Consider the following 12,357-nt stretch of genomic DNA (forward strand, 5'->3'; position numbering starts at 1 on the left):
GGGGGGGGGGGGGGGGGGGGGGGGGGGGGGGGGCAGTGCCTTCATCAATCGGGAGCTGTACCTGCCCAAGGGCTGGAGACAGGATTGCGAACGCTGCCACCGAGCAGGGATTCCCGATGAGATCGATTTTTCCAGAAAGCCGGAACTGGCTCGGCGAATGCTGGAACGTGCACTCAATAACGACATGCCGGCTGGCTGGGTCACCGGGAACTCCGTCTATGGAGGCAACCGCAGCCTTCGCCTCTGGCTCGAAGAGCGGGAACAGCCCTTTGTTCTCGCCGTGCCACGCAACGAGCCGTTATGGGGGGCAAGGGCCGACCTATACCCGGGCGGACGAGATTGCCGATGCGTTGCCATCCGATGCTGGCATCGCCTCTCCGCTGGCAGCGGCAGCAAGGGCGAACGCTGGTATGACTGGACCATGACGCCCTTATGGCGTCTTCAATTGTCTGAAGAAGAGCGGCGCTGGGGCCAGAAATGGCGTGACTTACCCGATCGATCTGGTCCTTGGTCGACGGTGTATGACCGGTTACGGTCAGGTGTGTCGTGCCAACGGTATTTACCCGTATTGGCTGTTGGGATCATGCGCGACGCAAGTCCGTGGACGCGACGCAGGCGGCCAAGCCCCCTGGTAGTAGCAAACTAAAACAGGGCAAAGCGTCCAAAGCGGATGTTGCGGGCGATTAGCCATCAAGCGCAAACATGCGAGACGTTATACGAGGGGAAGGGAGAAATTGAGCAGCTTAGTACCGCAGAGAACCAAGGGAGTCATTCCCTTGCTTAAAAAGCAAAATTGGTGGGCCCAGTAGCACTTGAACCTACGACCAAGGGATTATGAGTTCGCCTTTAAAACAATAAGCCACTGATACACAAGGAAAACCAACCGTAATCGAGCGAAAGGTACAGTTCTTTTGAATCAGTAGATTAGCGAAAGTTGAGGATAGCACACGAAGCTGGTGTGTGTACCGCTGCTGTACTGATTTGGGATCCTCACCTCTCTCGAACAGCATGCCTATGGGTAACACCTACATTGCGAACTATACAGAACTTTGTATACTTGCATCATGTCAGAATATAAGCCCCTAAATTTCCGAGGCAGTGCCCTCGCCGATCTCCGCGCTTTCCCGGCGACTGTCCGGCAGGAAGCAGGTTACCAGCTCGACAAGGTGCAAAGAGGGCTTGTCCGAACGACTGGAAGCCAATGGCCACCGTTGGTCAGGGCATGCGGGAAATCCGCATCAGAGAAGCTAGTGGTGCATTTCGAGTGATCTACGTAGCCAAGTTCGCCGAAGCTGTCTATGTCTTGCACTGCTTCCAGAAGAAAACCCAGAAGACGAGTAAGGCGGATCTCGACCTGGCCGAAGCCAGATACCGTGCATTGCTAAGCGAGGTGAAACGATGAGTAATGAGACTTTTGAAAGCGTGTGGGACGCCATTGAGGACACTGCCGCCGAAGCGGAAAATATAAAGCTTCGCTCTGGTCTGATGATGGCCCTTGAGCAGCACATTAACCGGCAGGGCTGGACCCAGGGCGAAGCTGCTAAGCGGCTGGGCGTCACTCAACCCAGAGTGTCCGATCTGATGTGTGGTAAAATCCACCTATTTGGTCTCGATACACTGGTGAACATGGTGGTAGCAGCGGGGCTGCATGTCGAAATGCGTGTACTTGAGGTCGCTTAAAAACACTCCTGTTATGTACGTAGAAATATTTACACAATTTCTTGATCTGGCAACAGTTTTCCGGACACCTTTTTAAGCGGCTGCTCGTAGCCTCGATTCATAGTCCGTTGGACTCATATAGCCGTTGCTAAGTTACTTCCCATAAATTTTCATCTATAAAGAACGTACGACTCTCAGCATAGGCATTCCTCATGGCGCGGCTCTTTATCTCACTCACGCTTGATGAACAGCAGGTATTAAATGAGGCCTATCAGCATGGCGAGAAGCGGGCGTTGCGCCGACGGGCTCACGCGATTTTGCTTAGCCACCAGGGTTACACGATCGACCAGATCAGTAGCATCCTTAAGGTACAACGCAATGCCGTGGCGGACTCGTTCAAGCAATGGAAGGCCTCAGGGCTTGAGGGGCTGGCAGATAAACCCCGTGGCGGCCGCCCATCCATTCTGAACGATGCCGACCGTGCCTCTCTACAGCAATTGGTGGAAGAACACCCCCATCAACTACCTGTGCTACAGGCACGCTTACAGGGAAAAACAGGCAAGGTATTCAGTCGCTCCACGCTGCGTCGTGCGTTAAAAAAAACGGTAATAGCTTCAAGCGAGTCCGACACTCCCTGAAAAGCCTCTCAAGTGGGCGCTTTCCAGCCGCCAAGTGTTCGAGTGGCTCAAGATGACACGCCCTGAAACGCTCACCGATATACAACGCGCAGCACGCTTCTACTATCTATAGAGCGACAATTAACTTGTCCGGTCCAGCGACTACCACCCCACCCGGCTTAAACCTGCTGCGCTTGGAGGAGTCGCTATCGGCAGCTCACTTGCGCTTATCAAGCACCTTTATAGAGCACCTAAGCTGGCAGGCGTGTATCGAACGCTATGACCGTCCACACACCCTTTTTTATATGGACCCACCCTACTGGCAGACAGAAGGATATGGGGTACCCTTTGGCATAGAACAGTACGAGGAAATGGCGAAAATGTTGGCCAAGTTCAAAGGCAAGGCCATCATCAGCCTCAACGACCACCCAGACATCCGCCGGATCTTCACAGGCTACCACATCGAAACCACCGACATACGCTACACCGTCGGCGGCGGCAAAGGCTCAGACGCCAAAGAGGTGCTGATCTTCAGCTGGGATGTAGAGGCGGAGCCAGCGGGGCTGTTTTGAATTCACCTTATAAGGGATATCAAAATGATCGATGCAAAAATGGTGAAAGACCTCCTCCAGGCAATTGGTGAAGGTCAATATGTAGGCACACCCAACACCAAGCTTATGGATGCTTTTGTTGGTGACTTTGATGAAGCTGATGAAAATACCAGAGAGAAATTCATCTACCACATGGATGAGCTTTTCTCTGCTGACTTGTACAGGTCTAAGGATCTGACCGATGAATACGGTTGGGGGGCAATATCAGGAATTGATGGTCACATCAGCATTGCTGAAACCAATCTCGTGTTAACCCCAGTAGGGGGAGAAGTATTAGAAGAGCTTATGAAGCCAAAGGGGCTTGACCGCATGAAGTCAGCCATACGCAGCGTAGGTGCTATGGCGGGAAGCGAGGCAGTTAAGTATGCGGTAGGAGAGCTGTTAAAAAGCTGATGCTTAGCCCATGCCAAATCTATTGCAAAAAAACGCAGGGACATTAGCTTTTTCTCTGTGCCAAATGCGGCGCGCGTTTACACACATACGGGCCAAAATTCTAGGGTGTAGACGCTTTGTAGACACTGGCGGAAAAAGGTACAGCGAGGAAGGGTATTATGGCGGGTAAGTCTTTGATTTAATGGTGGGCCCAGTAGGACTTGAACCTACGACCAAGGGATTATGAGTCCCCTGCTCTGACCAACTGAGCTATAGGCCCGAAAAGCGTGCATATCATAGCGAATGTGGCGGGGCGAGGCTAGCCCCCTCGTGCTATCTTGATGTCATTGCGGCACTTTATGTGGATTGGGCAGTCTGGAGAGTAGTTCCTTATGCGGAGACGCGCTGTGAAAGCATTGATTGCTCTATTTCCTTTATTGTTGGTGCTGCCTGTGCACGCTGATTGGCAGCTTGAGCCTGCTCAGTCGCGGGTGCAGGCATCGATTACCCATTTAAATGGCGAGGCACCGCAAACCCACCACCATCAGGTGCGCGATCTGCAGGGGGATATTTCCAGCGATGGCACTCTTCGCCTGCCGTTAAAACTTAGCCAAACCGATGTGCTTGAACGTTTTGGTGAGTTACCGCCGTGGATAGGCTTGCTGGCGAACACCACCTTGGTGACGCTGGTGGCGCAGATGTCGCCGGAGCGGCTGGACGGTTTGGATATGGGTGAATCGCTAGTGGAAACGCTGACGTTTCGCGTTCAGTCAGACATGATTAACCAGCAGGAATCGGTACCGCTGCGCTTTACCCGTGAAGGCTTGAACGAGATACGCGTGACCCACGCCGAACCGATGGCAATCGACGGTAACGTTCTGATGGAAAACAGCACGGTGCGTACCGTGCTGTCGTTGCTGGGCTATCAGGAGATTGACGAGCATGTGCCCGTCACTTTGAATGCGCTGTTGGTTAACCGCTAACCGTTTAGCGCTTCTAAATCCCTCGTTTGGGCCTCACCGGTTTGTACTCGCCACTGGGCGGCGTAGTGGCCGTCAGCTTCCAACAAACTGGGGTGGGTTCCGCGCTCGGCCACTCGGCCCTTCTCAATCACCACGATCTCGTCGGCGTGGACAATGGTTGAAAGTCGGTGGGCGATCATAATCACCGTGCGGCCGTGGGCGATGCACTTAAGCGAGCGCTGAATAGCGGCTTCGGTTTCATTGTCCACCGCGCTGGTGGCTTCATCCAGCACCAGAATTGGCGGGTCTTTAAGTAGCGCCCGCGCCAGGGAGAGCCGCTGGCGTTGGCCGCCGGAAAGGCGCACGCCCCGCTCCCCTACCGGTGTGTCCATCCCTTGAGGCAACGTCTCGATAAAGCTCCACGCCTCGGCGGTTTTGGCGGCATCGATAATCTCAGCGTCGTCGGCATCGGGTTTGCCATAGGCAATATTGTCGCGAATGCTGCCTTCGAACAGGTAAACGTCCTGGCTGACCAGACCAATCGATTGACGAAGTGAGTGCATACTCACCTCCATTACCGGCTGACCGTCGATCAGCACCCTGCCTTTTTCGGGGTCGTAAAAGCGTAGCAGCAGCTTGATGAGGGTTGATTTGCCCGAACCGGTCGCGCCGACCAGCGCCAGGGTTTGTCCGGCAGGCGCGTGTAGATCCACCCCATCAACGCCAACCTCGCTGGCGGCGTAGTGAAAACTCACCGACTCAAAACGCACCTCGCCCTTAACGGGCTGAGCCAGGGGAGTCGTGCTGTCGTCCTTAACGGTAATGGGCTCCTCCAGCAGGTCGAGAATCCGCTTGGTGCTCGCCATGGCACGCTCGAACAGGTCAATCACCTGGGCCAGACCGGTCAGCGGCCAGAGCAGTCGCTGGGTCAGAAATACCAACACGCCGTAGGCGCCCACGTTCAACGAGCCATTGAGCGCCATCATGCCGCCCACGGTAAAGGTGGCTAAAAAGCCGGCCAAAATCGCCATACGGATAATTGGAATAAACGCCGAACTGACCTGAATCGCCCTGCGGTTAGCCTCGACATAGGCTTCGCTGGCAGCGCGCAGGCGCTCGGCTTCACGGTCTTCGCTGGTAAAGCTCTTGATGGTGGCAATACCGCTTAGATTATTGGACAGGCGGCTGGCCAGATCGCCGACCTTTTCGCGCACGTCGCTATACAGCGGCCCCGCTTTGCGCTGGAAGTAGAACGCGCCCCACACAATCAGCGGAATCGGCGTAAACGCCAGCAGCGCAATCAACGGCGAAAGCACAAAGAAAACCGCGCCTACCGCCACGACGGTAACCAGCACCTGAATCAGCGCGTTGGCGCCGCCATCCAGAAAGCGTTCAAGTTGGTTGACGTCATCGTTCATCGTCGCCACAAGCTGGCCGGAGCTTTTCGATTCAAAGAAGGCCATATCCAGCCGTTGCGCGTGCTCGTAGGTGTCTTGACGCATATCTGCCTGTAGCCGCTGGGCTAAGTTGCGCCACAGCACTTGAAACAGGTACTCAAATAGCGACTCTCCCGCCCAAATAACAAACGTCAGCACCGCCAACATGGTGATCTGCTGCTGGGGCGTATCAAAGCCCAAACTGGCCACAAAGCTTTGCTCTTGATTGACCACCACATCAATGGCAACACCAATCAAAATCTCGGGGGCAATATCAAACAGTTTGTTGATGACTGAACAGGTGGAGGCGGCAATAATCCGGCGGCGGTAGCCTTTGGCATAGCGAAATAGCCGCACCAGGGCTTGAAAGCTCTGATTCTGAGGATGGGGCTTAGAGGGAGCCACAAGCATTCCTTACAAAGTAAGTGATGAGCTGAATAGGTTAGAGGGGCTAGCGTAATGAAATCACCACCCAGGCTCAATGCGTGACGGTGAAGTATTAGCCAGCGGCCGCAGAACGCCGCACATTGGCAAGCAACGGACTACCGGTATCAGGGTCAATAATCAGCGTGCAGTCTACCTGATAAAGCTCACGCACAAGGCCTGGGGTGACGACGTCTGCTGGCGTGCCCTGGGCAACGATATGCCCTTCGCGCATGGCGATGAGATGGTCAGCGTAGCGGCAGGCACTGGCAAGATCGTGCAACACCATCACCACGGTGCGGCCGTGACGGGCAAGGTGCCTAACCAGTTCGAACACTTCGATCTGGTGGCCAAGATCCAGCGCAGAGGTGGGCTCATCCAGCAGTAATAACGGCGTTTGCTGGGCGATGGTCATGGCAATCCAAGCGCGCTGACGCTGCCCACCGGAAAGCGCTTCTATCGGCCTATCGGCAAGCTGCTCTAGCCCTGCGGCAGCCAACGCCTGCTGCACCACGCGTTGATCTTCCGCCGACCACTGGCGCAGCCAGCCTTGGTGGGGTTGGCGCCCAAAGCGGATTAGCTCGGTCACGGTTAGCCCTTCGGGAGCAACGGCTTCTTGGGGCAATAGCGCCAACTGGGTGGCTAACTGACGGGCAGGAAGGCGTTGAATATCGTCACCGTCCAGCAACACTGCCCCGCTGTCGGGCTTATGCAAACGCGCAAGACCGGCCAGCAGCGTTGATTTGCCGCAGCCGTTGGGCCCTACAATGGCGGTGACCTGCCCGCTCGGCAGCGTGATATCTAAGCCATCGATCACCTGACGGCTGCCATAGCTCATGCCTAACGATTGAGTCGCCAGTGATGGCATTGACGAAGTCGTGGCTTGGCTCATGTGAAGCTCCGTTGCGGGCGCATTAATATCCAGAGTAACCAGGGTCCACCGACGACGGATGTCACGATACCCACTGGCAGTTCGATGGGGGCGAGCAGCGTGCGCCCGGCCAGGTCCGCGAGCACCATTACCAACGCCCCCGCCAAGGTAGCGGCCATGATCGGTACGCTGCGCGAACTTGATAGCGAGCGGGCAATCTCGGGGCCAATGAGGCCCACCATGCCCACCGGCCCGGCCACTGCGACCGCTAGTCCGGTTAGCGCCACCGATAGCAGCAGCACCTCAAGGCGGCGGCGCCGAACGTTAACGCCCAAGCCTCTCGCGGTGGCATCTTTAAAACGCAGCAGGGTTAATGACCGCGCGAGCGCCAGCGCGGCCGCCAGGCCTAACGCCAACCCAACGCCCAGCAACTGCACCGCGCCCGCGGGGCGAGCATTCAACGAACCCACGGTCCAGGGGTAGGCGGCATTGGCGGTATCAATCGCTACTCGCGCCAGCATCAGTTGAGTCACCGCGCCAAACACCGCGCCGACGCCAATCCCGGCGATAATAAAGCGATAGCCTTGGGTACCGCTGCCAGCAGAAAGCCCAAAGGTCAGGACAGCGGCCGTGGTCGCCCCGGCTAATGCCATCGCCGGCGGTGCGATAGAAACGCCCAACCCCACCACTGACGCCACGGCAAACGCCGTCGCGCCGTTATCGATGCCGATAATACCCGGCGTAGCCAAACGGTTGCGCGCCAAGGTTTGCATCAGTATGCCCGCTAACGCAAAGGCCGCCCCGGTCGCACAGGCAGCAGCCAAACGGGGCAAGCGCAGTTCCTGAACAACAAACGCTGTCATGCTATCTGCGTTACCCAACAAGACCTGGAGCACCGCTAAAGGCGCCACAGGAACACTGCCTAGGCTCAGGTAAATCACACAAACAAGGGATAAACAACATAGCAGCCCAGCGTTAACGGCCACGGCACGCTGATCAAACAACACGCTTTTCTCGCCGCTGGCGCTGCGCCACCCGAACCGCCAAAACCCGATGGGCGGCCGCACGTTGTCGCTATCGCTGTGCTGGGAACCGGTTGCGTAGCGCTCAGATGTGAAAGGCATAGGCTCAGTGCTTAACAGAGGGGTTCTTATCGGAGAGTTTTTCATAGGCCCGCTCATAGCATCGGTAAGCGGCGCGCGCGCACCACGGCCACCAACACCGGCGCGCCACATAGCGCGGTAAGCACTCCCAGCGGCAGTTCCGAGGGCGCGACGACAACGCGTGAAATAATATCCGCCGCCAGCACCATTAAGGGGCCGATAGGCAGGCAAAACCACAGCGTGCGACGAATATCAGGCCCGGCAAACGCCCGCGCCACAAACGGCACCACCAGCCCGACAAAGGCAATCGGCCCGGCGATGGCCGTGGCGGCGCCAACCAATAGCGCCACGCAGGCGACCACTAGCCAGCGAATCAGATTGGGGTGGTGGCCGAGCCCAGAGGCAATACGTTCGCCTAGGGCAAGCGCCGCCAGCGGCCTCGCTATCAGCGCAATGACGAGCGCCGCCAGCAGCATACTCGGCATCACCGCCACAAGGTCATCCAACCGGCGCCCTGACAAGCTGCCAATCACCCAAAACCGAATTTCGTCAGCGGCGCGCTGGTCGTAAAGCAGTATCAACGAGGTTAGCGAGGCAAGCAGCCCTGAAAACGCCGCCCCGGCGAGCACCAGCCTGACAGGGTCGTTACCCACGCCGCGAAACCGTGCCACGCTTAGCACACAGACACAGCCAAACAAGGCACCCAGCTGCGCCACAGAAATACGCAAGGTGGCGGCACTAGCCCCCAGCACCAAGGCGAGGGCTACCGCAAACGCTGCGCCCGCGCTAACGCCTAGCAGACCCGGCTCGGCCAGCGGATTGCGGGCAACCGCCTGCAACAGCGCCCCCGAGACGCCTAATGCCATGCCCACCATAATGCCAATTAAGGTCCGCGGCGCGCGTAGTTCCCAAACGATAAAACTCGCTTCACTGTCCGGCGAGCCGCTAAGCAGCGCTAAAACTCGCCATGGCCCGACGCTACCCGCACCCACCAATAAGCTAACGACACTCACCGCCACAAGGGCGGTGAGTAGTAGCAGTATTGACGTGCGCGAACGTGTACGCCGAACGACGGTTGCAACACCTGGAACCATCACGGCAACAGCGCAGCCTCAATATCATCAAGAATGGCTTGCGCGGCGAGCGGGCCGTTGGCACTGCTCCACAGCTGGCCGTTCACAGGCACCACCTGCTCTTGCTGAACCACATCAAGGCGGTTAAAAGCGGCGCTTTGCTTAGCGGCTTCTAGCGCTTCTTGCCCATCTTCATTGAGGGTTGCCAGGAACAGCCAGTCGCCGTCTACTTGGGAAAGGTTCTCCAGGCTGAGCACATCGCTATGCACCCCGCGCTCGCCAATTAAATCGGCGCCTTGCACCTCAAGCCCAACCCGTTCTAGCAGCCCTGTGGCAATTAGGTTTTCCGACATCACCATCGGGCCACCGGGCATCCAGCGCACTAAAAAGGCGGTACCGCCTACCTCTGCATCCGCTAATGCGTCGGCTAATTCCATGGTGCGCTGATCAACCGCCGCAATGGCTTCTTCGATCGCTTCTTTACGGTTTAACGCTTCACCGTAAAGTCGCGCCTCAGCTTCCCAGTTATCCGCGGCTAATGGCTGGGTGTGTGGCACAACGGTCGGGGCAATAAGTGAAAGCAACTGGTACTGCTCTTCGGAAAGCTGGGCGGGCGCCAAAATCAGCTCCGGCTGCTGTGCCAGCACGGCTTCAATATTGATCTCACGCACCACGCCCATAATGGCGGGTCGGTCATCGCCCAAATGGGCTTCCACGTACTCGGCGACGTTATCGCCACCCCGCGTGGTGACGGCACCTAATGGGGTAATGCCGGCGGCTAAGGCGGCATCCAGCGCACCTTCGTAAAGCGTCACCACGCGTTCAGGGGTTCCCTCCACCTCTACGTCGCCAAACGCGGTATCCAGCGTGCGTGCTTGAGCAGCGCCGACTACCAGTGTGCTGAGTAGCACGGCAGCCACGCCTTGGCGCAGATAGGTGGCTATCACGGCGGAAATCGATTGGGTGGTGACCAGCATATATTTCTCTCAGGCAGTAAATTCAAAAAGATAATAACGATTCTCAAAAACACTTGCACTACCATTTGAGCGAATAATGCGTTCCATTTTCTGCAACCCTGGCACCGCCGCGGTCCCTTCCGGCAGAAGGCGGCACTTATAACCTGAAAAGCGGCTATCCAGTGACAGCCGCTTTTTGCACTTATTGCTCGAAAATAGCGTTTAGAAGGAGACGTTCAACCCCAACCAAACACGACGGCCATCTTCTATATAGCCATACTCATCGTAGTCAATATCTTCATCAAACAGGTTATAGATGCCCGCATTCAGTTGAGTGCTTTCGTTCAATTGGTAGCCAACGCCGGTGTCCACAAAGGTGTAGGAAGGGGCAACAATAGAACGACTTGATGGACCGGTAGTGGGCTGACTTTCTTCACCACGGTAAGTCACTTTGGTCCACTGACTCAGCTTGGCAGAGGCTTGCCAATCTAGCGTGGCCGATACCTGATGGCGAGGCAGCTGGGTTAGCGGATCGCCTTTGTATTCACCGCTTTTTTGCTCAGAGTCGGTAAAGGTGTAGCTGGCCGTGAGCTCCAGGGCATCGCTCAGCGGCGCGGCGAAACTCGCTTCTACGCCCTGGGTGACCGCTTCATCAACATTGACTCGTGTGTTTGTATAAAGGTTTCCATCCTCGTCTGTATCAAACTGAGTCGCTGCTGGGCACTCTGTTGCCGACAAGCCTACGGATGTGCACCGCAACCGTGTAATCTTGTCCTCAAAGTCATTGTGGAAAAGAGTGATGCCCCCGCTCAGGCCGCTTTGTGCACTATATAACAGTGCTATTTCCTTGTTGAGCGAGGTCTCAGGCTCCAGGCTTGGGTTCCCATAGGTAGTACCGCCACGGCTGACAGCACCCCAATCAGAGGTTATCTCACGCAGGCTTGGCGAGCGATAACCCGTTGAGACACCACCCTTCAATGTCCAGTCGGGGGTCACGCTCCACACACTGTAAAGACGTGGGCTAATATGGGTGCCGAAGTTATCGTTGTCATCTAAACGCAAACCGCCGGTCAGCGCCCAAGATTCCGCCAGCATCCACTCATCTTCGACAAACAGCGCCCATTGGCTGTTCTCAATCTCGGTGCGGTCGGATATTTTATTGGTGGTAGTGTCGTTGAGCGACTCTTCCTCGTAGTTCGCTCCTACCGTCAGTATATGCGCCCCAAGCGGAATAACTGCGCTGGTTTTGGCGGTGGTGTTGGTAATTTCAATATCGCGCGAATCGTTTTTACTCTGCTCGCGCTGGATAAAGCTTTCACTGGTCCCCCAATCAAATCGCCCGTTATGGGTCACCGCGACATGCTGGTTGGTAAATTCGTTAAAGCTATCTTCACAGCCACCTCGGCAACCCTCAGCGGCGGCTGACCGACCCACTAGCGACTGCCGTTCTTGCTCGGTAATGCCCGCTTCAAACGTAACGTCGTGATTCTCAGTGGCAGCCAAACTCAGCCGGGCGGTAAGACTCTGTAGATTTTTATCTTCGTAGCCATTAACGATGTTGTCTTCGTCACGCTGGGAGGTACTTCCGTAGAGCTGGAGGCCCAACCGATCACCGACCAAAGGGCCACTCAGATAGAAGTTGGCTTGGCGGCTGTCGCCGGAATCGTTGTCTGCTTGCAAGATGGTGTCGAGCTGAACGTTACCGTGCCACTCCTTGGCGACCTTGCGGGTAATCACGTTGATCACCCCACCAAGGGCGTCGGAGCCGTAGAGGGTTGACATGGGCCCACGCACTACCTCGATACGCTCAATGGCCTGTAGCGGCGGCAGCCAGTCTTGTTCGAACCCCGCACTGCCATTTGGCCGTGACTCGCGGGAGCTCTGCGGGCGCCCGTCGACCAACATCAGCGTGTACTGGGAGGGCATACCGCGAATGGAGATATCATGGCCTCGATCACCGCCTCCGCCGCCGGTCACAATCACACCGGGCACATCACGTAGCGCATCGGTAACGTTTTGATAGTGGCCTTGCTCCAGCTCTTCGCGCGATACCACACTGATAGACGCCGGGGCATTGGCAATTTGCTGTTCAAAGCCAGATGCAGTGACCACCATATCGTCTAAGCGGGGCGCCTCTTGTGCCCAAAGAGAGCCACTAGCAAGCGTTGAGATGGCGCTGGCTAATAACGTACGACGCAAACAGGGAGACATAACAACGTCCTTATAAGGTGAGTGAGCAACCGCTCTATTAAATAGGAATTATTAACATTTATA

At 56.4% G+C, this 12,357-nt stretch carries 12 protein-coding genes, 1 tRNA gene and 1 pseudogene; 7 read left to right on the forward strand and 7 right to left on the reverse strand.

The window, feature by feature from the left end; genetic code table 11:
* The first annotated feature begins 43 nt into the window (after positions 1–43).
* The 6 genes and pseudogenes from HVA01_RS17820 (at position 44) to HVA01_RS04595 (ending at position 3,280) form a co-directional block, all read left to right on the forward strand.
* Positions 44–646, forward strand: coding sequence for a transposase (locus tag HVA01_RS17820; protein WP_371860135.1), 603 nt, complete (start codon positions 44–46; stop codon positions 644–646).
* A 555-nt stretch (positions 647–1,201) separates the two neighbouring features.
* The gene (locus HVA01_RS17485; protein ID WP_218031532.1) at positions 1,202–1,402 is read left to right on the forward strand and encodes a type II toxin-antitoxin system RelE/ParE family toxin; all 201 of its coding nucleotides are present in this window, start codon (positions 1,202–1,204) and stop codon (positions 1,400–1,402) included.
* Complete coding sequence (locus tag HVA01_RS04580; RefSeq protein ID WP_146873377.1) at positions 1,399–1,680, forward strand: helix-turn-helix domain-containing protein; 282 nt, start codon at positions 1,399–1,401, stop codon at positions 1,678–1,680. The genes HVA01_RS17485 and HVA01_RS04580 overlap by 4 nt, the downstream gene beginning before the upstream one ends.
* A gap of 191 nt (positions 1,681–1,871) precedes the next feature.
* A pseudogene (locus HVA01_RS04585) lies at positions 1,872–2,305 on the forward strand (helix-turn-helix domain-containing protein); the annotation flags it as partial.
* 117 nt (positions 2,306–2,422) lie between these two features.
* Positions 2,423–2,848, forward strand: coding sequence for a DNA adenine methylase (locus tag HVA01_RS04590; RefSeq protein ID WP_218031533.1), 426 nt, complete (start codon positions 2,423–2,425; stop codon positions 2,846–2,848).
* Positions 2,849–2,872: 24 nt separating this feature from the next.
* Positions 2,873–3,280 carry a hypothetical protein gene (locus tag HVA01_RS04595; protein WP_146873379.1) on the forward strand — a complete coding sequence of 136 codons (408 nt, stop codon included), beginning with the start codon at positions 2,873–2,875 and terminating at the stop codon, positions 3,278–3,280.
* A gap of 182 nt (positions 3,281–3,462) precedes the next feature.
* Here HVA01_RS04595 and HVA01_RS04600 read toward each other — a convergent pair.
* Positions 3,463–3,539 (reverse strand) — tRNA-Ile (locus HVA01_RS04600).
* Between the two features lie 112 nt (positions 3,540–3,651).
* Here HVA01_RS04600 and HVA01_RS04605 point away from each other — a divergent pair.
* Positions 3,652–4,242 carry a hypothetical protein gene (locus HVA01_RS04605; protein WP_146873380.1) on the forward strand — a complete coding sequence of 197 codons (591 nt, stop codon included), beginning with the start codon at positions 3,652–3,654 and terminating at the stop codon, positions 4,240–4,242.
* On the opposite strand, the gene HVA01_RS04610 is transcribed toward HVA01_RS04605, so the two are convergent.
* From HVA01_RS04610 to HVA01_RS04635, 6 genes are all read right to left on the reverse strand, one after another.
* The gene (locus HVA01_RS04610; protein ID WP_146873382.1) at positions 4,239–6,068 is read right to left on the reverse strand and encodes an ABC transporter ATP-binding protein; all 1,830 of its coding nucleotides are present in this window, start codon (positions 6,066–6,068) and stop codon (positions 4,239–4,241) included. The genes HVA01_RS04605 and HVA01_RS04610 overlap by 4 nt on opposite strands.
* Before the next feature lie 88 nt (positions 6,069–6,156).
* Entirely contained in the window at positions 6,157–6,972 is an 816-nt protein-coding gene (locus HVA01_RS04615; protein ID WP_146873384.1) for an ABC transporter ATP-binding protein, read from the reverse strand.
* Positions 6,969–8,075 (reverse strand): FecCD family ABC transporter permease, encoded by a 1,107-nt coding sequence (locus HVA01_RS04620; RefSeq protein ID WP_246129466.1) that lies wholly within the window; start codon positions 8,073–8,075, stop codon positions 6,969–6,971. The genes HVA01_RS04615 and HVA01_RS04620 overlap by 4 nt, the downstream gene beginning before the upstream one ends.
* A gap of 53 nt (positions 8,076–8,128) precedes the next feature.
* Positions 8,129–9,148 (reverse strand): FecCD family ABC transporter permease, encoded by a 1,020-nt coding sequence (locus tag HVA01_RS04625; protein WP_246129482.1) that lies wholly within the window; start codon positions 9,146–9,148, stop codon positions 8,129–8,131.
* Positions 9,148–10,104 (reverse strand): ABC transporter substrate-binding protein, encoded by a 957-nt coding sequence (locus HVA01_RS04630; protein WP_146873386.1) that lies wholly within the window; start codon positions 10,102–10,104, stop codon positions 9,148–9,150. Before HVA01_RS04630 ends, HVA01_RS04625 begins: the two co-directional genes overlap by 1 nt.
* Positions 10,105–10,305: 201 nt before the next feature.
* Positions 10,306–12,294, reverse strand: a complete 1,989-nt coding sequence (locus HVA01_RS04635; protein WP_146873388.1) for a ligand-gated channel protein — start codon at positions 12,292–12,294, stop codon at positions 10,306–10,308.
* Positions 12,295–12,357 lie beyond the last annotated feature (63 nt).

It is taken from the genome of Halovibrio variabilis (assembly GCF_007991175.1).
GTDB classification, from domain to species: Bacteria; Pseudomonadota; Gammaproteobacteria; order Pseudomonadales; family Halomonadaceae; genus Vreelandella; species Vreelandella variabilis.